The following is a 26,243-nucleotide window of genomic DNA, read 5'->3' on the forward strand; positions in this document are numbered from 1 at the left end:
ACGTTCTTGAACAGCCTTTCCACAACGCTTAGTCATTTTCCGAAAAAAGTCAACAGAGCCTGGGGAAGATCTTTCTGCCAGAATCCCCAGGTATGCCCGCCCTCCTGTTCCGAATAGAGGACCCGGGCATTCTTCTCCTGGAGAGCACGACAAACCTCCCGATTGCGTGCCAACAGATTCAGGGAGCCCATGTGGGTGGGGACATCGGATTCCGACTTTCCCACGGTCTGATAGATCTTCAATCCTTCCAGGGATTCCACCCGACGGATTGCTTCCAAGGTGGGGGGGAGAAAGGCCCCGGACTGGGAGAGAATCTGTCGAAAACGATCTGGGTGATTCAGTGCCAGGTGCAAGGAAACGGTACCGCCGAGGGAAGAGCCCCCCAGGACACGATCATCGACGGAAGCGGCAACAGGAAATTCCCGCTCCACCATCGGCACCAATTCCTCTGTGAAAAAGCGCAAGTACAGAGGGTTTCGCTCGCCATGGGGAGCATACTCCGAGGTTCGCTTCTTTTTATCGACGGGAATGGCCACCGCCGCGAAAGGATGGGCATGTCCGTCCAAGATCAGTCGATTGGCCTGGGTGGCCAAGCGGCCCATGTTGAAATAATCGTCCCCGTCCTGCAGGTAAATGACGGGATAGGATTGACTCCCGTCATACTCCGGGGGCAGGTACACCTGCAACTGGCGTGTCTCCCCCAAGTGGTCGCTCATGATCTCTTTTTTCAGGATAGTCCGTTTCAGATATCTTTTGTCCATGATACATCACCTGTTTCTGTACAAGTCCCTTGAAGAATTGTGAAAAAGCCGTTTTCACAAGGGAGGGTTGGGTTTGACATGGAGTGATTTTGGATCGAAAGAACAACGAAAAGGTCATGTGAAACCCAATCCCGACCGCCTTCAAAACGCAGTCATCACAACACTTCTTCGTCTCACTTTGATTGTACCCCAAATCCGGTGGATGACCACAGGGAGATGCGAGAGATTTTGACCATTGGGTTGAGACTGTTTAGAATAGAAGCAGAAAAGAATCCGAATGGGGGAGTGACCCGTGAACAAGGCGGTCTGGTTTCCAAAGGAAGATCAAGTGAAAGAGATGAAGTTGTACCAGTTGATGAAGAAACACGGGATGATGGACTATGACGAATTCCATAAACGTTCGGTTCAGGACACCGCCTGGTTTTGGAAGGCGGTGGAGGAAGATATGGAACTGGATTGGTTCCAACCGTATCGACAGGTGAAGGACAGTTCAAATGGAGTCCCCTGGACCCGGTGGTTTGTGGATGGAAAGATCAATGTGGCTCACAATTGTCTGGACCGGTTTGTGAAAAATCCCGATGTTCGCCATCGGTTGGCCTTGATCTGGGAAGGGGATGACGGAGAGGTCCGGAAGCTGACCTACCAACAGCTTTGGGAAGAGGTCAACGCCTTGGCCAACGGTCTTCGCAAGTTAAATGTCGGCCCGGGGGATCGGATTGCCATCTATCTGCCCATGGTGGCTGAAAACGTGATCACCATGCTGGCAGCCGCCCGGATCGGAGCTGTTTTCACCCCTTGTTTCTCCGGTTACGGAGCAGATGCTGTGGCTACCCGGTTAAGGGATTGCGAAGCCAAGGTGCTGGTGACTGCCGACGGGTTCCTGCGACGGGGAAAAGTGATCCCCATGAAGGAGGAAGCGGACAAAGCCGCGGATCTCGCCCCCAGTGTGGAGAAAGTGGTCATCGTCAACCGGCTCCAGCGGAAGGACTGTCCCCGCAACGGGAAGCGGGATGTGGATTGGGCCGACCTGATCACTGATGTGAAAGCGCATTCATCTGAAGCGACCGATGCCGACACCCCTTTTATGATCATTTACACCTCCGGTACCACCGGTCGTCCGAAAGGAACTGTCCATGTTCATGCGGGGTTTCCGGTCAAATCCGGTTTTGATGCGGGATACATGATGGATGTGAAGGAAGGGGACATCCTCTTTTGGATGACCGACATGGGTTGGATGATGGGACCGTGGATGGTGTTTGGCGCTTTGATGAACGGGGCGACCATGCTTCTGTTTGAAGGAACGCCGGATTATCCCGAACCGGATCGGCTGTGGAAGCTGGTGGAGACCCACGGTGTCACCCATCTGGGGGTATCCCCGACGGCGATCCGCGCCCTGATGAAACACGGGGAGGACTGGGTCAATCGACACGATCTGAGCAGTCTGAAGGTGTTCGGTTCCACCGGGGAACCTTGGAATCCTGAGCCATGGCAGTGGTTGTTTGAACAAGTCGGCAAGAAAAGGGTTCCGATCTGGAATTATTCCGGCGGAACGGAGATTTCCGGGGGAATTCTTGCCGGCAACTTGATGAAGCCGATCGCCCCTTGCTCTTTCAATGGACCCATGCCGGGGATGGATGTGGAAGTCCTGGATGGCGAGGGGCAGCCGGTCCGCGGAGAGGTGGGAGAGCTGGTGATCCGCCAACCCTGGGTCGGAATGACCAGTGGTTTTTGGAAGGACCCTCAACGTTACGAAGAGACCTACTGGAGCCGTTGGCCTGACCATTGGGTGCACGGTGACTGGGTTCTGGCGGAGAATGAGGGATTCTGGTATATCACCGGTCGCTCCGATGACACCTTGAAAATCGCCGGGAAGCGGTTGGGTCCGGCAGAGGTGGAGTCAATCCTGGTGGATCACGCTGCGGTACTGGAGGCGGCTACCATCGGGGTGCCGGATCCGGACAAGGGAGAGGCAGCCGTCTGTTTTGCGGTTTTAAAACCGGGCTTTGTGCCGGATGAGGGGCTGAAACAGAATTTAATGACTTCCATCGTTGAAAAAATGGGGAAAGCGCTGAAACCCAAGGAGATTCACTTTGTGTCTGATCTGCCCAAAACCCGGAATGGAAAAATCCTGCGACGGGCGATCAAGGCGGCTTATACTGGAAAGGAAGCTGGGGATCTTTCTTCTCTGGAGAATCCTCAAGCCGTGGAAGCGGTGCGGGGTGTCCATTCATAAAAAAGTTTATGGATCCAAAAGGGCCCGTTGTTTAAAAAACGGGCCCTTTTTCTGAGAATTACATTTCGAAAAAGAGTCGGGAAGTTTATAATATAAGTTGCTGTCAGGCCCATCGGTAAACTTCCCTGCCACAGACACTGCGTAAATTATGAAAATCCCCCGGAATCATTCCGGGGGAATGCTCAGTACCGGTTGTATTTTTCCTTCAACTGCACCACCCGCGTGTATTCTTTGCGACGAATCACTTCGGGTGATGCATCGGTTTGCAGGGGTTCATCGGGCCCGGTGCAAGCTCGGGATCGGTCGCCCGATTTAGTCAGGATGTCCTTCTTTTTTCATATTACAACCTCCTTTTATCTTAAAGAATGTCTGGTATGATTCTCCGCTATTCCCGGTGATTCTCCGCCAAAAGGACGGTTTAACCGACACAGGAGAAAGAGAGAAAAGGTCCAAACCGGACCTAAAAATGGTGCGAAGCTCCGAATATATAATGTAGGGAGAGGTGTCGGCATTGCATGGCCCGGGGGATGGTGATCACAATCTGCAGGTAACTGTTTTGAAGGAGCGCGTGCTGAAAGCCCGAAACGATCCCGACGTTCGGGAAGAGCTGATCGATGAGAATCAGACATATATTCTCAAAGTGGCCTCCAAAATTTGCATCCGAAACATTACCAAACAAGATGATGAGTATTCGGTGGCACTCCTTGGCTTCAATGAAGCGATAAACAGCTACCGATCCGATCAGAGTACCAAATTCCACTCCTTTGCCTTTACGGTGATTCGGAGAAGGTTAACCGATTACTTCCGGAGTGAGACCAGGCACTTCAACCAGGTACCGCTGGTATCCGCCGATTCAAAGGATAACGAACCGACCTACCCGGAAGTGATTCGAAAATCTTTTGAAGAGCATTACGATCGAGAACTGGATGAGAAACGAAGGTCGGATCTGGAGGAGTTTGAAAATCACCTTCGACGATTTAAAATTTCCCTGAATGATTTGGTGAAGGGCTCTCCCAAACATCGGGACACCCGGGAAAATCTCCAGAATATCGCCCGGCGGATCGCTTCCAAAAAAGAATGGTTGGAGCAGTTTTATAAACAAAAGCGTCTGAAAAAGGGGTTTGCCGAGAACATCGGTTGCCACAGGCGAACATTGAAGCGGCACCGAAATTACCTGATCGCGTTGGTGGTCATTCTGGTTGAGGACCTGCCCACGATCCGGGAATATCTCGGCCTGCCGGCCGTTGACAGGAAAGGAGGTGGCGATGGTGCAGAAAGGAATTTTGATGGAGGTCGGTAAACGGCATTGGATCGTGATGACACCGGATGGGGAGTTTCTGAAAATTCCCCATCCGGGTCGGGAAGCCAGGTTGGGCGAGGAAGTCCACTTCGCTGTGCGGGAGAAGACCAGCCGCTTGAGATGGTTGAGACAAAACCCCTGGCTCATGGGAGGGTTGGCGGCGGCAGTGTTGGTGATTGCGATGATCCTGCCGCTGTTTCAGCCGGTGGATGTCAATGCCCAATCCTATGTTTATCTCGATGATACGGAATCCAGTCTGGTGATCGGGTTGAACAAGGATAATAAAGTGATCTCTGTCGACGGGGTGAACGGCAAGGGAAAGAAGCTGGCGGATCGGATCAAGGGGGACATGGTTTTCAAGGGGGTCCATGTCGACGACTTTGTTACCACTCTGCTGGCCCATGCCAAAACTGATTACAAGGGACTGCTGAATACGGAGAACGGGGTATTTCTGTCCCAGATGCCATCCAATTCCAGAATCCTTGCCGGAGAGGAACTGGATTTCGAGGGCACACTGAACAATATTAAAGAAAAGGTGGGCCGGAATCCGGAATTGAAAGACACTCAGTTACTGTACACCATGTCTCTTCCGGACGAACTGAAAAGCCGGGCTAAGGAATACGGGGTGTCTCCAACCAAATATGCTTGGTGGCTTCTGGCCTGTGAAGAAGGATATGAGATTGAGATCAGTGAAATAGACAATCACTCTCCGGACTTGGTGGCCATTCTGGAATCTTTCCAAGAGAGATACCCACTGACGAAAGCCGAATGGCTGGAGATCATGAACCGACAGGATTCGGAAATCAAGTCGGATCAGGGGGAACCGGAAGATCCCAAGGATACGGATCCGCAACAACCTCCCGATGAAGATAAGGACCACAACTCCAAAGGGGAACAGGAGAAGAGTGGTACCGATCCGGGAAAGGAGCGTTCGACCAAGACGGAACCTGAGCCGAATGAGGAAACCCCATCCGAGGGTGGATCGGAAGATCCACCCTCGGAGACCAGAACCGGTGAAGACAACGACACTTCGGGTACGGGCGGGAACGGAAATTCCCAAGAAAAGGAAAATGCGCCCAGTGACCGAAAAGGGTAAATCCTTCATCCAGAGAATGCCTTGTTCCAGGCGGGGATCCGATGGGCCTGCGTTCTCCCCCCGTTTTTGCAAGCCGATCTCTCCCTTTCTGCTTGTTAAATCGGGGGATGGGAGGAATGGTGGATGCAAGGAATCGGGATCGTCCGAAAAGTGGACCATCTGGGCCGAGTTGTCTTGCCCAAGGAATTACGGGAAACAATGAATATTCACGCCCAAGACGGGGTGGAAATATTCATGGAGAATGAGCAAATTGTGTTGCGGAAGTATAATCCCTCCTGTATCTTTTGTGATTCCAGCGAATCCCTGTTCCATTTCAAGGGAAAAATCGTTTGCCGGGAATGTCTGGAGGACACTAGCAGTTATGTCCTGTGACGAGAAGCCCGAAAGGGCTTTTTTCTTTTGCTTTATCCCTGTAAAGCAGCTTACTGACATCTGGTGGCCACATTTGATAAAATAGTGGCTGTAGGGGGAATAGAACGTTAAATCGAAATTGACAGAAATGTAAGCGCTTTAATCAAGTTGGAAGGGGTGGGATATTTGGAGTCCGGTTTTCTCAAGGTGTCTGTTGAAAAAGGAGTGGGCTGGATCCGGCTTCACCGCCCGGAGGTGCTCAATGCCTTGAATCGTCAGATGGTGGCGGACCTGGTCAAGCAACTGGAAAGCTTTGACCGGGATGAAAACGTGCGCGCCATTCTGCTGTCAGGTGGGCCGAAAGCTTTTGCCGCCGGGGCGGATATCGGGGAGATGGCCCAGGCGACATCTGTGGAAATGCTTCATCAGGATCCCTTTGCCGATTGGGATCGGATTCGTCGCATCTCCAAGCCCATCGTGGCCGCCGTCAGCGGATATGCCCTGGGAGGAGGGTGCGAGCTGGCTATGGCTTGTGATTTGATCCTGGCGTCGGAGTCGGCCCAGTTCGGTCAGCCTGAAATCAACATCGGGGTGATGCCCGGGGCTGGCGGGACCCAGCGTCTGACCCGGGCAGTGGGCAAGGTCCGGGCGATGGAAATGGTGCTGACAGGAAAGCCGATCACCGCCCAAGAGGCTTTTCAAGCCGGCCTCGTCAACCGGGTGACTCCCGTGGAGGAATTGGAAGAGGAAGCGATAAAGCTGGCTCATGAGCTGGCCGCCAAACCCCCCGTCGCCCTCCAGCTCGCCAAACAAGCAGTGTTGAAAGCGGCGGAGGTCGGATTCGAAGAGGGATTGGATTATGAACAGAAGCTCTTTTACTTTCTTTTTTCCACCGAAGATCAAAAAGAAGGCATGCAAGCCTTCTCAGAAAAGCGTTCTCCCCGTTTTCGGGGGAGATAAAAGGAGGCATGGGAAGTGAAATCCCAAGGAGAAACGATCGCCTGGGAGTTAAAGGAGGGTGTCGGAGTGATCACTCTGAACCGTCCTGAAGTTTATAACGCCTTTAACCGGGAGATGGACCGGGCTTTGATCACCGCACTGAGGGAGGCGGCATCGGATTCCAGGGTACGGCATTGGTGATCACCGGTGCAGGCAAAGCCTTCTGCTCGGGGCAGGATCTGAATGATCGCTCCGATCTCAACCTTGAAAGTCTTTCCCTTGGAGAGAGTGTCCGGGAACGGTATAATCCTCTGATCCGAACCATCACGGAGATGGAAAAACCGGTGATCGCCTCCGTCAACGGAGTGGCTGCCGGTGCGGGCTGCAGCCTGGCCCTGGCATGTGATATGCGGATCGTATCCGACCGGGCTAAATTTGTGGAGGCGTTTGTCCGGATTGGGCTGGTTCCGGACAGCGGATCCAGTTGGTTTTTACCGCGACTGATCGGATTTGGGCGGGCGATGGAGCTCTTGGCCACCGGCAGGGAGGTGGATGCACAGGAGGCAGTTCAGATCGGATTGGCCAACCGACTGGTTCCCCATGAACGCTTGGTAGGGGAGAGCATCGCCTTTGCCCGCAAGTTGGCTCAGGCACCCACCCGGGCGATCGGATGGACCAAGCGTGCTCTTCACCAGGCGATGGATTCGGGTCTGGAGGAAGCATTGGAGTTGGAAGCCCGGTTACAGGAGTTGGCCGGCAAGACCGAAGATTTTCGGGAAGGAGTCCAGGCTTTCATGGAAAAACGGACTCCCCGGTTTCAAGGAAAATGAATAAACTCAAAAGTCGAACTTCCCCGCCACTGGGCGCATATCCTGTGATAAATCCTAAAAAAAAGCCTGTCTTTACTGGGTTACATCCTGAGCGGTCGCTCGATAAGCGGCCTTTTCACTTTACCAAGGACAAGGGTGATGGCGATGAAAGTCTTGGGAAGCAATCAACAGACAAGGGAAAACACAATCCGGAGTGAAAAGATCGATCACCAGAGCCAGATGGATGATGTTTTCCGATTAATGGAAGAAGGTGGTCATGAACAAGTGATCTTTTGCCGTCATCCCGGGTCAGGGCTGAAGGCGATCATTGCCATTCACGACACCACTATGGGCCCGGCTCTGGGCGGGTGCCGGATGATCCCGTATCCCTCCACGGAGGAGGCACTGAAGGATGTGCTTCGTCTTTCCCGGGGTATGACATATAAATGCGGCCTGGCTGATGTGGATTACGGTGGCGGCAAGGCGGTGGTGATCGGTGATCCAAACAAGGACAAAAGCCCCGAGTTGTTCCGAGCCCTGGGTCGTTTTATCGGAGGGATGAACGGGCGCTTCTTCACCGGAACCGATATGGGAACCTCGCCGGAGGATTTTGTCCATGCCGCCCGGGAGTCGAAGTGCTTTGCCGGATTGCCTGAAAGCCACGGCGGCAGCGGGGATACCTCCATTCCGACGGCATACGGGGTGATGCGGGGTTTCCGGGCCACTGCACGCCATCTCTGGGGAACGGACAGTCTGAAAGGAATAACCGTCGCTCTTCAGGGAGTGGGCAAGGTGGGGGCCCGGGTGGTGGATCACTTGCTGGAAGAAGGTGCCCGGTGCGTGATCGCCGATGTATCCCCTGAACGAATCGACTCGATCCGGATCCGTCATCCTGAGGTGGAAGTGATGCATGTGGAGGAGATCCATCAGGCGGACTGTGATATTTTTGCTCCTTGTGCCATCGGCGGGGTGATCAACGACCAAACCCTGAAGGAGTTGCGCTGCCAGGCCGTGGTCGGTTCGGCCAACAACCAGCTGGAAGCGGATCGGCACGGGGATCAGCTTCATGAAAAGGGGATCCTGTATGCTCCGGATTATCTGGTCAATGCTGGCGGACTGATCCAGGTGGCGGATGAACTGGAAGGTTACAGCCATGAGCGGGTGATGGAAAAGACTCGGGGGATCTATGACATGTTGCTGCGGATCTATGAGTTGTCCAAGAGAGAAGATCTGCCTACCTGTCGGGCGGCGGATCGGCTGGTCCTGGAACGCCTGCGTCAGACAACCGATCTGAAGCGGATTTTTCTCGGTCTTTGATCGCCGGACCAGGAAGGGGGAAGAAAGATGTTTAAGCTGATGGATCGGGTGGACCGGCAACATATATTGCCTGACGGGGATTTGAGCTCGGAAGGAAGGGAAGTGTGGGGGAAGCTGTCCAAGAACCGGAAGTTGGATTTTTATCGTTGGATGATTCGGGTTCGCACTTTTGACCGGCGGGCTGTCATTTTGCAACGGCAGGGTCGGATCGGCACCTATGCTCCCCTGGAAGGGCAGGAGGCGGCTCAAGTGGGCAGTGCCTTGGCCCTCTCCGAGGAAGATTGGATCTTTCCCAGCTACCGGGAACATGGGGTGGCCATGATCGCCGGGATGCCTCTGACAAAGATCCTCCTGTATTGGATGGGTCGGGTGGAAGGGAACCTGGCCCCGACAGGAGTGCGTCTCCTGCCCCCTTATGTCCCCATTGCCACCCAGATGCCTCAGGCGATGGGTGCGGCCTGGGCTTCCCGGTTGAAAAGGGAGTCTTCCATTGCTGTCGCCTATTTCGGTGACGGAGCCACATCGGAAGGGGATTTCCACGAAGCCTGCAATTTCGCCGGGGTGTTTCGCCTGCCTGTCATTTTCCTCTGTCAGAACAATCATTACGCGATCAGCGTACCTTTTACCCGTCAATCAGCGGTTCCTACGGTGGCGGAACGGGCAGCTGCCTACAACATCCGGGGGATCCGCGTGGACGGAAATGATGTGTTGGCGGTGTATACGGCGATGGAGGAAGCGGTGAGCTGCGCCCGCAATGGAGAAGGAGCCACTCTGATCGAGGCGGTTACCTATCGAAAGGGGGCCCATACCACAGCAGATGATGCCACCCGCTACCGAGAACCTGCCGAGGTGGAAGAGTGGGTGCGGAACCGGGATCCGATCTTTCGCCTGGAAAAGCTCCTAAAGACGGAGGGATTGCTGACGGAAGCAGAAATCCGGGAATGGGAGGAGCACTGCGCGGAAAAGGTGGAACAGGCGGTGAAGGAGGCGGAATCCAGCCTTGCCCCGCCGGCGGATCACCTGTTTGCCCATGTCTATGAGACACTCCCGCCGGAACTTCGCCGGCAACAGGCCGAACTGTCGCAGGAGGGGAAACAGGATGGCTGAAAAAACATTGGTCCAGGGCATTCATGACGGATTGAGGACGGCATTGGGGCAGTATGAGGAAGTGGTGGTTCTGGGAGAGGATGTCGGCAAGAACGGAGGGGTGTTTCGGGCGACAGAAGGATTGTGGGAAGAGTTTGGTGATGAGCGGGTGATCGACACTCCCTTGGCCGAAGCGGGAATTGTGGGAGCTGCCATCGGGATGGCAGTCAACGGCCTGCGGCCGGTGGCGGAGATACAGTTTATGGGGTTCATCTATCCCGCTTTTGAACAGATCGTCACCCACGCCGCCCGTCTGCGCACCCGGACCCAGGGGCAATACCCCGCCTCCCTCGTGATCCGGGCTCCCTACGGCGGCGGGATTCGGGCTCCGGAACTTCATTCGGACTCCACCGAATCCCTGTTTGTTCACACTCCCGGTCTGAAGGTGGTGGTCCCTTCCACTCCCGCTGATGCCAAAGGGTTGCTCCTGGCGTCTATCCGGGATCCCGATCCGGTGATTTACCTGGAACCGATGAAAATCTACCGCTCCTTCCGGGAGGAGGTGCCTGAGGGGTGGTACGAGGTGCCCATCGGGAAAGCGCGGAAAGTGCGGGAGGGGGATGATGTCACTCTGATCACCTGGGGAGCGATGGTTCCTGTGGCACAACGAGCGGCCCGATCTTGTGCGGAGAGGGGGATCTCCTGTGAGGTGTTGGATCTGAGGAGTCTTTACCCCCTGGACGAGGAGGCGGTGATTGCCTCGGTGAAAAAGACGGGTCGGGCCGTGATCATCCATGAGGCCCCGAAGACCGCAGGTATGGGTGCTGAGTTGGCAGCTCGCATCCACGAGTTGGCCTTTCTGTGGATGGAAGCCCCCGTGGAGCGGGTGACAGGGTATGACGTACCTGTCCCGATGTTCGCCTTGGAAGATGAGTTTCTCCCCAGTCCCGGGCGGATTGAGGCAGCAGTCCGGAAAGTGATTCACTTTTGAGGGAGGCGAGAACATGGGTGTCGAGTTCAGACTGCCAGATGTGGGTGAAGGAATGACAGAGGCTGAGGTGGTTCGCTGGCTGGTGAAGGAGGGGGAGAAGGTCGCGGCGGATCAGCCTGTGGTTGAGGTTCAGACGGACAAGGCGGTGGTGGAACTACCCACCCCCGCTCCGGGAAAGGTGGGCCGAATTCCTTGGAAAGAAGGGGATACGGTGGCAGTGGGAGAGGTGTTGCTGGTGATTGAAACCGACCATGAACCGACCCATGGGGAAACAGCAGCAGCAAGTGATGTCACTCCGGCACGTGAAGAGAGAGAGGAGTTTCCCTCCTTGCTCGATCCTCCCCCGGTGGAGGAGGAAACTTTGCCCCATCGACAACGGGTCCTGGCGGCCCCTTCCACCCGACGTCTGGCCCGGGACCTCGGAGTTGAGATCCAACAGGTGAGCGGCACCGGCCCCGGGGGACGGGTGACCAAGGAGGATGTCCGCAAGGTGGCCGCTTCTTTGGCGGAGTCCCAGGGAGTGATTCGTTTTGCTGACCGTGTTGCCCGGGCTGTGACGGAAGGTTTTCCTGTCGATGCTGTCGGCATGGGTGTTGCCTCTGAGAGGATGACGGTAAAAGAGAGTGAGAACGGGACAATGAATGAAGAGCCCCTCTCTCCGACCCGTCGGGTGATCGCCGACCGGTTGCTCTTCTCTGTCACCCGGAAGCCCCATGCGACTCATTTTGACGAGCTGGAGGCCGAAGGGCTGGTGGCTTGGCGGTATCGGTTCAAGGGGGAGACTCGGTCAGGTGCTTCCCGGGTGGGATACTTGCCGATCCTGCTCAAGGCGATCGCCGCCTCCTTGAAGCGTCACCCACTGTTGAATGCCCATTTTGATGAGGAAAAGATGATGATCCGCCGTTTCTCCTCGATCCACTTGGGAGTGGCTACCGACACCCCCCAGGGCCTGCTCGTCCCGGTGATCCGGGATGTGGATCGGAAAAGCATCCTTCAAATCGCCGATGAGCTCCGGGAGTTGACCGAGGCTGCCCGCCAGGGACGCCTGATGCCGGACCAGATGAAGGGGAGCACCTTCACAGTCAGCAATGCCGGCGCCCTGGGCGGGCACTTCGCCACTCCCATCATCAACCCGCCGGAAGTGGCCATCCTCGCTCTTCATCCTGTGGAACAGCGTCCGGTGGTCCGGGATGGAGAGCTGGCCCCCGGCTGGCGCATCAACGTTTCCCTCTCCTTTGATCACCGGGTTCTCGACGGTGCCGACGCCATCCGTTTTACCCAAACCCTCGGCTCCTATACTGCCGATCCGGGAAGACTGGTGCTGGAGTTGACCTGACGCTTCCTCGATGAAACAGGACAAACCCCCGGTTCTCTCGATTGAGAGAGCCGGGGGTTTCTCTTGGTGAAAATCGATCTGTCAGTCGAGTCAGACTGCCTGTCTGGCGCTTATCCAGCAGGGATTGCATAATCCTCAACTTCCAAATCTTTTCCCTATTTATCCTCTATAAGAGAAATTTAGAAGACCCCTTTCTCCCTCGAGGTTAATTCCCCACTACCCATTTCACCTCATCAAACGGCCGATGATAAAAAATCACTGGCAGGGGCAGCATCCCTTGGTTCAATTGATTGACAAAGAATAGAGTCGGTGATAAGGTAATCCTCGTATCGAATGTTCACAATATACTGTGATCATTGAGAGAAGGTATCTCCATTCTTGGAAAGGGGGGCTCCTGGTGAAACTGGGTGTGTTTGCGGTTTTATTCGGGGACAAGTCGTTGGAGGAAGCCTTGGACTATATTGCGGAAAGCGGGCTGGAGGCGGTGGAAATCGGGGCTGGCGGGTTTCCGGGGGACAGCCATTGCAAACCGTGTGATCTGCTGGGAAATGAAAGCCGGTTAAACCGGTTTAAACAGGCTCTGAAGAGTCGGGGCCTGGAGATCAGTGCCCTGAGTTGCCACGGGAATCCACTTCATCCCAATCCAGAGATCGCCCGGCGGGATCATGAGGTCTTTGAGCAGACTGTCCGCTTGGCCGCCAGATTGGGTGTTGAAAATGTGATCACTTTCTCCGGTTGCCCAGGGGAGTCGGAGCACTCTCAGAATCCGGTGTGGGTCACCTGCCCTTGGCCCGACGAGTTTTCCTCTGTGCTGAAATGGCAGTGGGAGGAAAAGGTGATTCCCTATTGGGAGAAACAGAATCGATTCTTGAAGCAGCACGGGGTGCGGGTGGCGATTGAGCCGCATCCGGGGTTTGTCGTGTACAACACTGAGACGATACTCCGCCTGCGGGAGCAGTGTGGGGATCACATCGGAGTCAACTTTGATCCGAGTCATTTCTTTTGGCAACAGATGGACCCGGTAGTGGCGATCAAGGAGTTGGGACGAGCAGGGGCGCTCTACCATTTCCACGCCAAGGACACCGGGATCGATAAGCAGAACACGGCGGTCAACGGTGTGCTGGACACGAAGAGCTACCGGGAGGAGCTGAACCGGTCCTGGATTTTTCGTACCGTCGGCTATGGGCATGGGGAGGAAACCTGGAAACAAATCATCAGTGCGCTGCAATTGGTCGGTTATCAAGGGGCGATCAGCATTGAGCACGAAGACAGCCTGATGTCGGTGGAGGAAGGGTTCCAAAAGGCGGTTTCCTTTTTGAAGAATCTGTTGATCAAGGAAAGGGTGGGTGAAATGTGGTGGGTGTGAGAAAGCAGGTCCGGGTCGGGATGATCGGCTGCAAGTTCATGGGCAAGGCGCACAGCCATGCCTACCGGGACTTGCCTTTCTTCTTTGAGACCGACGTGGTCCCGGTGCAGCAGGCCTTGGCCGCCCGCGATCGGGAAGGCGTGGAACAAGCGGCAAAACAGTGGGGATGGGCCTCCTGTGAAACGGATTGGCGCCGTCTGCTCGAACGGGAGGACATCGATTTGATCGATATCGTCACTCCGAACCATCTCCATGCAGAGATGGCCATCGCCGCGGCGGAGGCGGGGAAGCATGTCATCTGCGAAAAACCTTTGGCGATGTCGGTGAACCAGGCACAGCGAATGCTGGAGGCCGTCAAAAAAGCGGGAACCGTCCATATGCTTTGCCACAACTATCGCTTCGCCCCGGCGGTGCAGTTTGCCAAAAAGCTGATCGACGAAGGACGGTTGGGCCGGATCTATCATATCCGTGCTCAGTATTTGCAGGATTGGATCATGGATCCTCAGTTCCCGCTGGTATGGCGCCTGCGCAAAGAGGTGACCGGTTCCGGTGCACTCGGGGACATCGGGACACACATTTTGGATTTGGCCCGGTTCTTGGTCGGGGAGTTTCAAGAAGTGGCCGGAATGATGGAGACCTTTATCAAAGAGCGTCCTGTCGGCGAGATGAGCGGCGGGTTGAACGCCAAGGTTGAATCCGGAGAGATGGGTGAAGTGGACGTCGATGATGCGGCGGTGTTTATGGCCCGGTTTGAAAACGGCGCCCTCGGCGTCTTTGAAGCGACCCGTTTCGCCGGGGGAAACCGAAACGGCAATCGGTTTGAGATCAACGGTGAAAAGGGTTCCGTCCGCTGGGACCTGGAAAATATGAACAATCTGCAGGTTTATCTGGAGGAAGATGAAGCGGGATTGCAAGGGTTCCGTACCATCCACTGCACGGAGGAATATCACCCCTATGCCGGTGCTTACTGGCCGTCAGGTCATATCATCGGTTATGAACACACCTTTATCAATTTGTTCAGCGAGTTGATGAAGGGAATTGCCGAGGGATTCAGCCCTGCACCTAATTTTGAAGACGGATTGCGCAACCAGCTGGTGCTGGCGGCGGTGGAGAAGTCCGCCCAAAGTGGGCAATGGATCAAGGTATCCGATCTGGAGCCGGTCACTCGGCGATAAATGCAGAAGAAGCGGTGAAGAATGGAAAGGAGACCATCAGTCCATGGCAGATGTTTTGCGGGTGGGTGTGATCGGTGCCGGCGCGATTGCCAGAGGGGCTCACCTCGTCAATTATCAAAAATGTGGTGAGCGGGTAGAGGTTGCAGCCGTCGCAGATACAGTGAAGGAAACGGCGGAAGAGTGTGCAAAGAGGTTTTCGATCCCCCGGGTTTTCACCCGTTATGAAGAGATGTTGGAAAAAGTGGAACTGGATGCGGTCAGCGTCTGCACCCCCAATAAATTTCACGCTCCAGTCACAATGGCAGCTTTGGCGGCGGGTTGTCACGTTTTGTGCGAAAAGCCGCCGGCGATGACAGCGGAAGAAGCGGAACGGATGGCCCAGGCGGCTGAAAAGGCGGGAAAGATTCTCACCTATGGCTTCCATTACCGCCACGCTCCCGAAGTGGAGGCGCTGAAACGATTTGTGGACGCGGGTGAATTAGGTGAGATTTATGCGGCCCGGGTACACGCCCTTCGTCGCCGAGGCATCCCCGGGTGGGGAGTGTTTACCAATAAGGAGCTTCAAGGAGGAGGCCCCCTGATCGATATCGGGGTGCACATGCTGGATACGGCGTTGTACCTGATGGGTTACCCGGAGCCGGAAGTGGTTCTGGGAAGTACCTATCAAAAGCTGGGAAACCGCAAAGGCGTCGGCGTGATGGGGGATTGGGACTGGAAAAATTTTTCGGTAGAGGATATGGCCCGGGGGATGATCCGCTTCAAGAACGGGGCGTCTCTGATTCTGGAGTCGGCCTTTGCCGCCAATCTCGATCCACTGGAGGAGATGAATGTCACTCTGATGGGAGATGAAGGGGGGGCCGATCTGTTCCCACTTAAGATTTATCAGGAAAAACACGACACCCTGGTGAATATTACCCCGGCCCATCTTCCGGAGAAAGGATCTTACGAGCTGGAGATTGAGCGGTTTGTGGACAGCTGTCTCACCGGAATCCCACCCCTGTCCACCCCAGATCAGGGAGTGGTCCTGCAACGCTTGATCCACGCATTCTATCAATCGGCGGAAACAGGTGAAGCCGTGAAGCTGGACCGTTGAAATCAGATATATATCCCCCTCCGTCAAGGAGGGGGATTTGTCCGTGGGCCCGGCTCCACGATATGCATGGGAAGCCGATTTTGAAGTATTGTGAATAAGTGCTGGCCGGGTCAGTCGGGATGGGGTTTCAGATCCCGTTTTCGTTGTTCTGAACTGCAAAAATCAATACACGTGGAACTTCCCCTCCCTGTGAACCGCTTTTCCACAATGCTTTTTGGGCCTAATAGATAAACTTTTCATCCAGAGAGGTATCCGGTCGCATCTTTCTTTCCATTTCCTTGGTACGGGTCACAGTTATTCCGTGCAGTTGTTTCTGGGCGGTAAAGGTGAAGATCACCGTGTTCTCCTTCACTGGGTAGAACAGTTTGGTGTCTGTTTGTTTCTTCGGTTTCCCGAATATTTTCCTCACATTTTCCGGATGGATGGGCCAAGGTTCCCCTTTTTCCCTTATATCGATCCGGGTCAGCCGGTCATGACGGAGTGAAAGTGTGATGCGGCGGTTTTTGTATTCGTATCGCACTTGGCGTTTCTTCTTCTTTACATCCAGTTTGGACCTTGTCACGGGATCCTTGCAGTGTTTTTTTATTTGGTCATAGGTGCTTCCCAGAGGGCCGCAATCATAAGCCGGTGGATCCCCGGCCTCAATCATGGGTTTCAGACGTTGCATCACGCTTGAAATCCCTGTGAATGGAATCTCTTTTTCCGGTTTTGCGTGATGTTCGGTCCCCCAAGTCCAAGAGGCTTGGCCAGGTGGAAGAGGGTGGAGGCTTTTCACCCGAATGGAAGTCAATTTTTTGGTGTTGTCATAGATAAAAGTAATTTGATTGGATGAGACCTTGTAGGAGTACTGGTTGGTCTGTTCCAGACTCTGATGTTCCACATCTTCAAAAGCTTTTCTCACCTGGGGGAAAGGGACCTGTTTAAATGCCGGATCGGAGACCTCCATTTCTGTAAGGATGCGGTCGGTGAAAGAATAGGTGAAAATCCGATTCTCCTCCCCTTGGATCCGTAGCTTTTCAATGAAATGATATGGCTTCTCAGTTTGATGTTCAGTGAGACGGTATACCGGTTGAGGACATTTTTTTAATACATCTTCCAGTTTCATGCCCAGCCTCGCACAATCACTGTGGATCAGCTCTCCTGATCCGGCGAGACGTTTGGCCTTGATGGCTGCAGGTTCATTTCCGCCAATCCGCATCATCCATTCATTAGTGGTATCTTCAAATGCTGTCAATAGAATCGTCAACAGGGTTGGAACTACGATGACGCTGATCAGTATATAGAACCCTTTGCTCCAGTATTTTTTTCCTTTCTTTTTCATGATTGTCTCCCTCTTCAAAATCGGATCCCGATGAGCCGGTTATTCGGTGTGTTGCTCCAAAAATCGGGACAACAACCCGCCATTCTGGTCATTGTACATCCCGGTTTTTCGCAACCAGATCCCGGTACATTTTCCATTGTTGATGTTGAAAGTTAAGTCTTTGTCATCCCATTGATATTTGAGGAAGATAGTCGGTTCCTTGGTCGAAAGCTTCATTTTTCTCTCAGACAAAGGTTCGCCAAAGACTTGCTTTACCTGCTCAGGTGTGATCTTCAACGGTTTTCCATCCAACATATTGATTGAAATGGAGGACAGAACTTCTTTGAAAAACTTGACATTCACCTGATAGTCTTTATAGGTGTATGTCATATTGTGAGTTTTTTGCTGTTTATCGAATCCCTTGGCCGTGAGAGAATCTTCGCAGGTGGACAGTACATCCGAGAGATGGGTTCCTAGGGGACCGCATGCATAGTTGACCATATCTCCCTGTTCTGCCCATTGTTTAATCCGTCTGACTTCGTCCATCCCGCCAACCTTCACTCTCTTTTCATCCGGGACGGGTTTTAATTCTTTTTGATGGAGATCAGTGGGTTTCCCCTTGAATCTTTTATGAGCATCCTTGGAGGAGAGCTCAATCTGTTCAAATTTTTTTTCATGATTGTTATAGGTAAAGGATAACTCCCGAGCATCAGGCAATTTGTATGTATAGATCGTCCGTTTGACCCCGTCAAAGGTACTTTCCAGCGGCTCCTGAGATGGATTTCCGAAAACACGCTTGATCTTTGGCAAGGTGAAGGAAGCGAATTTTTTTGTATCTTTCACCATAATCCGACTTACGTAATCATTGGTGAAGTCGATCAATATCAGATAATGATCGCCTTTGGTATAACCGATCTTTTGTTGTGTAGATTCCCCGTTCATCGACTTTTGACTATACACCGGATCGGGACAATTTTTCATCACACCCTCCAGCTTGGCTCCCAACGGCCCACAGTTATAATGAATCAGGTTGTTATCAGCCACCAGTCGTTTTAACTGCTCCAGATCTGACTCTTCTTCATCCTCGATTCCCAACCATGTATAGACCCAATGGTTGGTTTTTCCTTCGTATGCCGTCAATATGATGGTCGACACCGTGGGAAAGAGGATGGTACCGATTACAATTGTCAATATTTGATACCAACGTTTTCGATTTCCTTTCATCCATGTCAGAATCCGATACCAATGCTTTGGCCTTCCTTTCCCCTTGCTCATCCGGCTGCTCCTTTCCCATCCAGATTCTTTTATTTTAGCAGAAAATGAGGGCGATTCCCCCTTTTGGATGTTTGGAGAAACCAAAAGAAACCCACCTCCCAAAAAGAAAGGCGGGCTGAAGGGAAAGCAGGGAGATTTCCGGGTTCAGGTGTGTTGATTAACCAAAAAATGGGTGGTGGAAGGGATCGCACCATTACATCCCTATACAACTGAATTAAATAATGAGAGGTGGGGAAGAACCTCGGCTTTTCGGTTTGTTTCTGCCTGAATACACAATTGCATAAAAATAAATTACTGTTATATCCTGTCGTGTTTACAAAGAATCGGACGGAATGACCTCCTGACTTTTTATGAGATGGCTTTTACACGTTGGAGTAGTTTCAGTTTGTGATCCCATTCCCTTTCATCCCCACCCAGAGTTCCGATTGCTCCAATGCATAGGCCATCCTGAGCAACCGATTTTCCATCCCTTTCGGTGCAATAAACTGAACCCCGAGGGGAAGGTTGTCTGCTGTGAGATGGACCGGGACGCTCATGGCCGGCTGTCCAGTGAGATTGGCCAGCTGGGTGAAGGGGGTGTAAGTGAGGCTCGGCAAAAACATCTCATAAATCAGGGACTGCTGTCCCTGTTTATCCAGTTCACTGATCTTCATCAGTTCCTCTGTTTCCTGTGCAGTCTGGGTCAACTCTCCCACTGTCGGTGCGGCATCCGCTGTCGCCGGAGTGGCATACAGATCATATATTTTGTGAAATTCCGCCATTTGTTCTGCTGCAGTGTCCCATGAGGTGAGACTGGCTGCAAACTCCGCTGCGGTCACTTTCTTTCCGGCTTCATTCAGTACCCAGGAGACGATTTCCATGTCCTGTGCTGTAATCGGTCTGCCCAGTGACGTTTCCATGGATGCAATCATGGCCGCCATTTCACCGCTGTTCATCAGATAGTAATCCTGCATCAGCCGGATTCCATCCACGCCGGTCTCCCTTTCCTCCACATGATGTCCCTGCTCTTCCAGCCACTTCATCGTTTTGTGGACAGCTGCCACCGCTTCGTCGCTGACGGGAGTACCCACCGGGGAGGTTGTGGAAAAGGCGATACGAAGGGGTTTTAACCCGGCCTTCATATCTTCGAGGAAACTTCCGTCAAACAAGGGTGTCTGGAATGCCGCCTCCGGTTGCACCGTTTGCAACAGGTCCAGCAATGCCGCACTGTCCCGCACTGAACGGGTGAGTACAAAATCGATGGCCGCTCCTTGCCACTGGCGTCCCACACCCGGTCCGACAGGTGTCCGGCCCCGGGTCGGCTTTAACCCGAACAAACCGGTGAACGAGGCCGGTATGCGGATGGAGCCGCCTCCATCACTGGCTCCCGCAAGAGGAACCACACCGGAAGCCACGGCTGCCGCAGATCCCCCGCTGGACCCTCCCGGCGAAAAGGCGGGATTCCACGGGTTTCGGGAAGCTCCGTACAGCTCGGGTTCCGTAATGTTTTTCAGCCCGAATTCAGGTGTGTTGGTATGTCCGAGAAAAAGAAAGCCTGCTACCCGCAGTTTGGCGACCAGATGGGAATCCTGTCGGGCCACATGGGAAGACAACAGTCGGGCCCCCGCGGTCAACAATTCCCCGGCCACGGCCTGGGAGATATCTTTCAGCAGCATCGGCACGCCGGCAAAGGGTTGTCGGGAAAGGTCAAGGAGATCGATTTCCCGCAACACCTTTTCCTGCCTCGTCCGCACCACCGCCTGCAGCCGGGGTTGAACTTCCTCCAGACGGGTAAACGCCGCCTCCACCAATTCTCTTGGCGACACTTCCCTGTTCCGGATCCTTTCTGCCAAGGCTGTCGCATCATGTGAGATATATTCGGATGGGTTCATGGTATGACCCCTCTCTTTTGGTTTTATGGTCTGGAAGCATTGTGAAAAAGCCGTTTACAGGGAGGGTTGGGGTTCACATGGAGTGATTTTGAATCGTCAGAACAACGGAAGCGGAATGTGGAACCCCCATCCCGACCGGCCCAGCCAGTACTAATTCACAACGCTTCTAGCTTCTATTATACTAAGCGGGAACTTGTATGAAGCAGGATCGGCAGACCAGGTCGGGAAAACCACCGGTGGTCAACCGATTACAACAGGTGGTGGGATTTTCATGTTGGGGTTTGGAATATTTTTTCAAAAAGTGAAAAAGACACCGGAAAATTCTTTTCAATTCAGCCGGTGAAAGAAGATTGAACAATGAGTCCCTCCTTTCAGGGGGCTATTTGCGATCTGAGCAAGCTTCTCCGGAGTCACGAAAAAGCAAAAAATGAGGAATTGAATCATTGTAACGGATGGAAAAAAGGGTGTACAAGCCGGTCGTTAGGAACCGAAGATCAATTTCAAAACCGATAGAAGGAATCAAACTATGGCCATAAATAAGCCACTCTCCCACAGTTGTATGAGGGAGAGCGGCTGTTGTTTTTCACGGATGGAATCAATACACCGCATGGGCTGCCGCTTTCACCAGGGATACAGTCTGATCGACAGTGACTTTTCGGTGGTGTTTGAAGTCCGGATCGATATGGATGGAAGGATCATCCGGGTAAAATTCCAACTCCGCGATATGCAGATGTCCGCCGGGAAGATCCTGTGCGCCGAGCCCGAGGCGAAGGCGATTGGAACGGTACTGGCTCTCATTGGAGAGATAACTGCCACCGCCGCCGGAGCGGGCTTTGGAGCCCGATGTCGGACCACCGTCATGGCAGGAGTATGGGTCGGAAAAGTCAGGGGGCAACCACTCACACACTTCATCGTTCCGTAAAACTGGCCAGGGCCCCGTACTGGCGTCGATCATCTCCTGAACAGGCAGAGTCGTTTCAATGAACTCCGGCAGGGGATTCGGCATCGGCCAATGGGAGACGGTGGGGATGACGCCGGAGCGCGACTCCAATCGGTTGTCGATGCCGGTATGCCAGCGTCCGGCGTAACCTTCAATGGCCATGCGACGGGGGCCTCCCTGACTGATGGTCATCATCAGATCGATCCGATGGGGTCCTTGGATCAGGTGGGGACCGAAGGCATCCTCCACGATTCCATCTTCAAAATCTTCCCAACGGACAGGGAAGATGACGGCCTGTATGATCGCGGATCCGTCTTCCGTCCGGATCCGCATCCTATCCAGCTGTAATGCGGAAGCTCCTGAAGGATTACTGCGACGGAATTCCTGCTCCAGCCGGTAGGGATCAAATCCGCTGACCAGAATTCGCTTGATCCCTTTTCCTTTGGGAAACTGAACGGAAGTGATCCCCCGGGAGGCGTATTCCAATTGTTTCAGGAGTTCCTGTCGTTGGACACCGGTGATGGGAAAGTCGGGTTTCCACTGGCGGAGCGCCCGGGTCATGTGCAACCGTGCCCAGTAGAGTGGACGGTCGTCATAGCGGTCCAGAGAACCGAGGTCGGGGCGCCTTCCCTGGGCACGATCGACGGCGGTTTGCCACAGTTGGGTGCTGTGTCTCTCCACCAGTTTTTCTGCTGTCTGCAAATTGGGCGCCGAACAGAGAGCCTGCTCAAACCGGTCCACATAGCGGTTAAAGCGGCTCTCCTTCAGAATCCGCTGTGGAATGGGTGCACCGTCAGCGATTCGTTTCTCTTCAGGGGTGATGGGAACAGAGGAGTCAAAACAGGCGGTTTTGGTTTCAGCGAGGGCTCCCTGAGGTTCTGCCGAAATCAGAAAAGATGTCAACAAAACCGGGATGAGGAACAGGCAAAGCCCGGAGGATCGTTTTGTGAACATGAATCGTGCCTCCTTTTGCGAGTATGCACTTTCTCTGAATTGCAGGTGTGTTGATTAGCCGCATTTTGGGTGTGGAGTTCGTTTCCTGCCACGCAAGGATGTGGAAAGATAGGTATAAATAATAATTCTATTTAAAATTTAAAATCCCTGTCGATTTTTCTCTTTTATTTGGGAAATGGACTGGATTCCCGTCACTGAGCCTCTTTCTCTTTTTTTCATGTTCTGCTTAGATTGGCAAACACCATCTTGACAACAATGGAAGTGACGAAAGTGCATTAAGATTTGATTGCTCCGTTGCTTGAAAGCGCTTTATGATAAAGGAAACAGGACGGGGGGATCAAATGTGTCCGTGAATCAACATGCCATTGACAAAAACGGTGAACCTCTCCGAGAGCGGAATTGGAAAGTGAAAATTCAACGCATGGGGAGTCACCTGAGTGGAATGATCATGCCCAACATCGGGGCGTTTATCGCCTGGGGATTGATCACGGCTCTGTTTATCCCGACAGGTTGGCTTCCCAATGAACATTTGGCCAAACTGGTCGACCCGATGATCAAGTATTTGCTGCCGCTGTTGATCGGGTTTACCGGGGGGAACATGGTCTACGGGGCGAGGGGCGGCGTGGTCGGGGCCACGGCCACAATCGGGGTGGTCGTCGGTTCAGATATCCCGATGTTCCTGGGGGCCATGTTGATGGGGCCCTTGGGCGGCTTTGTCATCAAACAAGTGGACCGTCTCTTTGAAGGTAAAGTCCGATCCGGATTTGAAATGCTGGTGAACAATTTTTCCGCCGGAATCGTGGGTGGTTTACTTACCTTGGCCGCTTATCTAGGGATTGGGCCGGTGGTGCTGGGGTTGAACAAAGTGTTGGCCGCCGGGGTGGAAGTGATTATCGGAGCCGGGCTGCTCCCTTTGGCCAATATGTTTATCGAGCCGGCCAAGGTGCTTTTCCTGAACAACGCCATCAATCACGGTATTTTGAGTCCCATCGGTGTGGAACAGGCGGCGAAAGCCGGGAAGTCCGTCCTCTTCTTGCTGGAGTCCAACCCCGGGCCGGGGTTGGGGATCTTGCTCGCCTACTGGATGTTCGGAAAAGGGATGGCCAGACAGTCGGCCCCGGGCGCGACCATCATCCACTTCCTGGGCGGAATCCATGAAATCTATTTTCCCTACATCTTGATGAAACCGCTCCTGATTCTGTCCGCCATCGGTGGCGGGGTGGCCGGGGTCTTCACCTTTACTTTGTTCGACGCGGGACTGGTTGCAGTTCCTTCGCCAGGCAGTATCTTCGCCCTGCTGGCCATGACTCCGAGGGGTGGTTATGTCGGCATTCTGTCCGGTGTCCTGGTTGCTGCGGCCGTATCCTTTTTGATCGCTTCTCTGTTTTTGAAAAGAAGTTCCGGGGGTGAGGCGGGGGATCTAGAAAAAGCGACCAAAAGCATGGAAGCCATCAAAGGTAAAAAGAGTACCGCCGCATCCATGCTCTCCTCCCAAAATCCGGTGCGAAAAATTGTGTTCGCTTGTGATGCCGGGATGGGTTCCAGCGCCATGGGTGCCTCTGTCCTGAAAAACAAGGTGAATAAAGCGGGTCTGGAGGTTGAGGTGACCAACACTTCCATCAGTCAACTGCCGGAGGATGCGGATCTCGTCATCACTCACAAGAACCTGACGGATCGGGCCAAAGAGAAGCTTCCCCATGCCCGTCACATTTCCGTGGATAATTTCCTGAACAGCCCGGAATACGATGCATTGATCTCCCGGTTAAAAGAAGACTAGAAGCGATGAAAAAGTCGTTCACAGGGAGGGTTGGGGGGGTCACATGGAGTGATTTTGGCAGTTCAGAACAACGAAAAGGTCATGTGAAACCCCATCCCGACCGTCCAAGAATGGACTATATCATACGCTTCTAAAGGCATTACCCACAGGCAGGTGAAGGCCATGTACTTTTCATCCAGGGAGCGAAACTTGATCCGTCTGCTGATGGACTCTGACCAAGCGTGGACCGTCAAAAAGCTGGCTGAGGTTCTGGGCGTCAGCGAACGGACCATCCACCGGGATCTGTCGGGGGTGGAAACCTCTTTGGACGAGATGGGTCTGTTCCTGCGGAAAAAAACGGGGGTCGGCATCTCACTGGAAGGGGATCCAGCCGGTTTTGAGGCACTCCGGTCTGCCTTGGCGGAGCAGCCGGAAACCGAATTTACACCGGATGAACGGAAAACACTGCTCCTGTGCACTTTGCTTGTTACCTCAGAACCGGTTAAATTGATCGCCCTCGCCCGGGATCTTCATATCAGTCCCGCCACGGTGAGCCAGGATTTGTCCCGGATCGAAGGGTGGCTGGAGTCCTTTGGGTTGACACTGGTGAAAAAACGGGGTTGGGGGGTTCAGGTAACCGGAAAAGAGAGAGACAGAAGGGTGGCCATGCGTTCCCTGCTCGCCGAGCATTTTGATGAAGCGGAGATCCTGGGAATATTGAAGCGATCCCTCCGGCGAAAAACCGGGGAACACTCGGGACTTGTCGTGGAACGGCTGTTGGGAATGGTGGAGCTTGAAAAGCTGAGTACAGTGGAAGAAGCGGTGAAAAAGGAAATCGGTCATCTCCCCTATTCCCTGGCAGACGGGGCTTATATCGGGTTGGTGGTCCATCTGGCCCTGGCCGTGGAACGGATCGAGCGGGGGGAGACTCTCACCTTCGATTCCAACCTGCTTCATGAACTGCAGAGAACTCAGGAATACCGGATCGCCTCCAGAATAGCGAACCGGTTGGAATCCGGGTTCCAGCGGGAATTTCCGAAATCGGAGGTGGGTAACCTCACCCTTCATTTGCGTGGGGCCAAACTGGGAAATGATCGGCAGAATTGGTTGGAGTCGGAGGCCGGGACTGTGGTGGAAACCGGGAAACTGATTCGCCGGGTGGAGCAGGAGCTGGATGTGACTCTTGCCGATGACCCTTCCCTGATGCAGGGACTGATGGCTCATTTGGAGCGGGCCGTTTACCGAATGAAGTTAAATCTGCCGATCCACAACCCCTTGCTCTCCCGAATCGAGAAGGATTATCCGGCGGTGTTTGCCGCAGTCGAACAGGGGGTGAAGGGGGTGTTTCCCCAATATCGGGTTCCACGGGAGGAGATCGGATATCTGGTCATGCATTTCGGATCCGCCCTGGAACGGAAAAGACGGGAGCGTTCCCCCAGTGTCTGGGTCGTCTGTGCCAGCGGGATCGGAACCTCCAAGCTTCTCGTCAGTCAGTTGCAGACGGAGTTTCCGGAAATCAGGCGAATCCGAAACGTTTCCCTGCTTGAACTGCAACAATGGGGTCCGTCGGAATATGACCTGGTGATTTCCACCATCCCTTTGGAGCTGGATGGGGTGGACGTCCTTTTGGTCCATCCATATCTGACCAAAGAAGATGCAGCCAAGATCCGGGCTTATCTGGATGAACGGATGCAGCGTTGCACCCGGGAAAAACCTCGAAAGCAGGTGGCAGAAGGTAAGAAGAAGGAACGGCGGATGATGGATCACTTGGAAAAGATCCACTGGGCGATCCAGACCACGCTGGAATTATTGAAGGGATTCTCCCTGTCGTCTCTGCCTGCCGAGCCCCTTCGGAGCATATTGGATCGGGCCTGTGGGAATCTGGAGGAGGCCGGCGTACTCCGGGATCGGAAGGTTGTGGTGGATCGGTTGCTGGAACGGGCGGAGGAAGGAGGATTGGGAATTCCTGGCACCGCCATGGCTCTCTTCCACACCCGAAGCGAGGAGGTTCTCCGCCCCTCCTTTACCATGTATGATCTGACCGATTCGATCCCGGTGGAGGGTATGGATGGATCCACGATCCTGATGGACCATTTGCTGATCCTGCTGGCACCAGAGCAAACCCGTGAGGTGGTTTCAGAGTTGTTGAGTCGGATCAGTGCAATGATCATTGAAAGCCCCCGCAGTCTGTCCGTCTTCCAGTCCAATGACGAAGAGCGAATCCGCGCTTATCTTACAGAACATCTCAACGGTTACATCTATGATCAGATTGATGAACAAAGGAGCGTATGAGG

At 53.8% G+C, this 26,243-nt stretch carries 19 protein-coding genes and 1 pseudogene; 15 read left to right on the forward strand and 5 right to left on the reverse strand.

Annotated elements, in window-relative coordinates; genetic code table 11:
* Window positions 1–32 precede the first annotated feature (32 nt).
* A complete protein-coding gene (locus IEV46_RS06785) occupies window positions 33–761 on the reverse strand; it encodes an alpha/beta hydrolase (protein ID WP_188431286.1) in 729 nt (242 codons plus the stop codon).
* 337 nt (window positions 762–1,098) lie between these two features.
* Between IEV46_RS06785 and IEV46_RS06790 the strand changes: the two genes are divergently transcribed.
* The 13 genes and pseudogenes from IEV46_RS06790 to IEV46_RS06850 all read left to right on the forward strand — a co-directional run bounded on the left by IEV46_RS06790 (window position 1,099) and on the right by IEV46_RS06850 (window position 15,853).
* Window positions 1,099–2,994 (forward strand): AMP-binding protein, encoded by a 1,896-nt coding sequence (locus IEV46_RS06790; protein WP_373284581.1) that lies wholly within the window; start codon window positions 1,099–1,101, stop codon window positions 2,992–2,994.
* A gap of 502 nt (window positions 2,995–3,496) precedes the next feature.
* On the forward strand, window positions 3,497–4,294 hold the full coding sequence (gene sigI, locus IEV46_RS06795) for an RNA polymerase sigma-I factor (RefSeq protein ID WP_188431290.1): 798 nt from the start codon (window positions 3,497–3,499) through the stop codon (window positions 4,292–4,294).
* Complete coding sequence (locus IEV46_RS06800) at window positions 4,263–5,390, forward strand: anti-sigma factor domain-containing protein (RefSeq protein WP_188431292.1); 1,128 nt, start codon at window positions 4,263–4,265, stop codon at window positions 5,388–5,390. The genes sigI and IEV46_RS06800 overlap by 32 nt, the downstream gene beginning before the upstream one ends.
* 123 nt (window positions 5,391–5,513) lie before the next feature.
* Entirely contained in the window at window positions 5,514–5,762 is a 249-nt protein-coding gene (locus IEV46_RS06805) for an AbrB/MazE/SpoVT family DNA-binding domain-containing protein (protein ID WP_188431294.1), read from the forward strand.
* A gap of 165 nt (window positions 5,763–5,927) precedes the next feature.
* The gene (locus IEV46_RS06810; protein WP_188431296.1) at window positions 5,928–6,701 is read left to right on the forward strand and encodes an enoyl-CoA hydratase-related protein; all 774 of its coding nucleotides are present in this window, start codon (window positions 5,928–5,930) and stop codon (window positions 6,699–6,701) included.
* A gap of 15 nt (window positions 6,702–6,716) precedes the next feature.
* Window positions 6,717–7,510 (forward strand): annotated as a pseudogene (locus IEV46_RS06815) (enoyl-CoA hydratase-related protein).
* 144 nt (window positions 7,511–7,654) lie between these two features.
* The gene (locus tag IEV46_RS06820) at window positions 7,655–8,806 is read left to right on the forward strand and encodes a Leu/Phe/Val dehydrogenase (RefSeq protein WP_229735957.1); all 1,152 of its coding nucleotides are present in this window, start codon (window positions 7,655–7,657) and stop codon (window positions 8,804–8,806) included.
* 27 nt (window positions 8,807–8,833) lie between these two features.
* Window positions 8,834–9,913 (forward strand): pyruvate dehydrogenase (acetyl-transferring) E1 component subunit alpha, encoded by a 1,080-nt coding sequence (gene pdhA, locus IEV46_RS06825; protein WP_188431300.1) that lies wholly within the window; start codon window positions 8,834–8,836, stop codon window positions 9,911–9,913.
* Window positions 9,906–10,883 carry an alpha-ketoacid dehydrogenase subunit beta gene (locus tag IEV46_RS06830; RefSeq protein ID WP_188431302.1) on the forward strand — a complete coding sequence of 326 codons (978 nt, stop codon included), beginning with the start codon at window positions 9,906–9,908 and terminating at the stop codon, window positions 10,881–10,883. The genes pdhA and IEV46_RS06830 overlap by 8 nt, the downstream gene beginning before the upstream one ends.
* A 13-nt stretch (window positions 10,884–10,896) precedes the next feature.
* A complete protein-coding gene (locus IEV46_RS06835) occupies window positions 10,897–12,219 on the forward strand; it encodes a dihydrolipoamide acetyltransferase family protein (protein WP_188431304.1) in 1,323 nt (440 codons plus the stop codon).
* A gap of 397 nt (window positions 12,220–12,616) precedes the next feature.
* Window positions 12,617–13,585: a sugar phosphate isomerase/epimerase family protein gene (locus IEV46_RS06840; RefSeq protein ID WP_188431306.1), complete on the forward strand. Its 969-nt coding sequence runs from the start codon at window positions 12,617–12,619 to the stop codon at window positions 13,583–13,585.
* 20 nt (window positions 13,586–13,605) lie between these two features.
* A complete protein-coding gene (locus tag IEV46_RS06845; RefSeq protein WP_373284582.1) occupies window positions 13,606–14,760 on the forward strand; it encodes a Gfo/Idh/MocA family protein in 1,155 nt (384 codons plus the stop codon).
* Between the two features lie 43 nt (window positions 14,761–14,803).
* The gene (locus IEV46_RS06850; RefSeq protein ID WP_188431310.1) at window positions 14,804–15,853 is read left to right on the forward strand and encodes a Gfo/Idh/MocA family protein; all 1,050 of its coding nucleotides are present in this window, start codon (window positions 14,804–14,806) and stop codon (window positions 15,851–15,853) included.
* A gap of 220 nt (window positions 15,854–16,073) precedes the next feature.
* On the opposite strand, the gene IEV46_RS06855 is transcribed toward IEV46_RS06850, so the two are convergent.
* The 4 genes from IEV46_RS06855 to IEV46_RS06870 form a co-directional block, all read right to left on the reverse strand.
* A complete protein-coding gene (locus tag IEV46_RS06855; protein WP_188431312.1) occupies window positions 16,074–17,174 on the reverse strand; it encodes a hypothetical protein in 1,101 nt (366 codons plus the stop codon).
* Window positions 17,175–17,213: 39 nt separating this feature from the next.
* Window positions 17,214–18,428 carry a hypothetical protein gene (locus tag IEV46_RS06860; RefSeq protein WP_188431314.1) on the reverse strand — a complete coding sequence of 405 codons (1,215 nt, stop codon included), beginning with the start codon at window positions 18,426–18,428 and terminating at the stop codon, window positions 17,214–17,216.
* 380 nt (window positions 18,429–18,808) lie between these two features.
* Window positions 18,809–20,299, reverse strand: a complete 1,491-nt coding sequence (locus IEV46_RS06865; protein ID WP_188431316.1) for an amidase — start codon at window positions 20,297–20,299, stop codon at window positions 18,809–18,811.
* Window positions 20,300–20,894: 595 nt separating this feature from the next.
* Window positions 20,895–22,193, reverse strand: coding sequence for a PA0049 family protein (locus tag IEV46_RS06870; RefSeq protein ID WP_188431318.1), 1,299 nt, complete (start codon window positions 22,191–22,193; stop codon window positions 20,895–20,897).
* A gap of 349 nt (window positions 22,194–22,542) precedes the next feature.
* Here IEV46_RS06870 and IEV46_RS06875 point away from each other — a divergent pair, with 349 nt between their 5' ends.
* Together IEV46_RS06875 and IEV46_RS06880 are read left to right on the forward strand one after the other, a co-directional pair.
* The gene (locus IEV46_RS06875; protein WP_268235876.1) at window positions 22,543–23,970 is read left to right on the forward strand and encodes a PTS mannitol transporter subunit IIBC; all 1,428 of its coding nucleotides are present in this window, start codon (window positions 22,543–22,545) and stop codon (window positions 23,968–23,970) included.
* 162 nt (window positions 23,971–24,132) lie between these two features.
* The gene (locus IEV46_RS06880) at window positions 24,133–26,241 is read left to right on the forward strand and encodes a BglG family transcription antiterminator (RefSeq protein ID WP_188431321.1); all 2,109 of its coding nucleotides are present in this window, start codon (window positions 24,133–24,135) and stop codon (window positions 26,239–26,241) included.
* The last annotated feature ends 2 nt before the right edge of the window (window positions 26,242–26,243 follow it).

This window comes from Kroppenstedtia guangzhouensis, assembly GCF_014637345.1.
GTDB classification, from domain to species: domain Bacteria; phylum Bacillota; class Bacilli; order Thermoactinomycetales; family DSM-45169; genus Kroppenstedtia; species Kroppenstedtia guangzhouensis.

Coding starts and splice junctions, on each gene's coding strand:
- IEV46_RS06820 (WP_229735957.1), top strand. CDS start 7,655: ATGAAAGTCTTGGGAAGCAATCAACAGACAAGGGAAAACACAATCCGG.
- IEV46_RS06855 (WP_188431312.1), bottom strand. CDS start 17,174: ATGAAAAAGAAAGGAAAAAAATACTGGAGCAAAGGGTTCTATATACTG.
- IEV46_RS06785 (WP_188431286.1), bottom strand. CDS start 761: ATGGACAAAAGATATCTGAAACGGACTATCCTGAAAAAAGAGATCATG.
- IEV46_RS06870 (WP_188431318.1), bottom strand. CDS start 22,193: ATGTTCACAAAACGATCCTCCGGGCTTTGCCTGTTCCTCATCCCGGTT.
- IEV46_RS06835 (WP_188431304.1), top strand. CDS start 10,897: ATGGGTGTCGAGTTCAGACTGCCAGATGTGGGTGAAGGAATGACAGAG.
- IEV46_RS06790 (WP_373284581.1), top strand. CDS start 1,099: ATGAAGTTGTACCAGTTGATGAAGAAACACGGGATGATGGACTATGAC.
- IEV46_RS06845 (WP_373284582.1), top strand. CDS start 13,606: ATGATCGGCTGCAAGTTCATGGGCAAGGCGCACAGCCATGCCTACCGG.
- IEV46_RS06830 (WP_188431302.1), top strand. CDS start 9,906: ATGGCTGAAAAAACATTGGTCCAGGGCATTCATGACGGATTGAGGACG.
- IEV46_RS06805 (WP_188431294.1), top strand. CDS start 5,514: ATGCAAGGAATCGGGATCGTCCGAAAAGTGGACCATCTGGGCCGAGTT.
- IEV46_RS06850 (WP_188431310.1), top strand. CDS start 14,804: ATGGCAGATGTTTTGCGGGTGGGTGTGATCGGTGCCGGCGCGATTGCC.
- IEV46_RS06880 (WP_188431321.1), top strand. CDS start 24,133: ATGTACTTTTCATCCAGGGAGCGAAACTTGATCCGTCTGCTGATGGAC.
- IEV46_RS06865 (WP_188431316.1), bottom strand. CDS start 20,299: ATGAACCCATCCGAATATATCTCACATGATGCGACAGCCTTGGCAGAA.
- pdhA (WP_188431300.1), top strand. CDS start 8,834: ATGTTTAAGCTGATGGATCGGGTGGACCGGCAACATATATTGCCTGAC.
- IEV46_RS06860 (WP_188431314.1), bottom strand. CDS start 18,428: ATGAGCAAGGGGAAAGGAAGGCCAAAGCATTGGTATCGGATTCTGACA.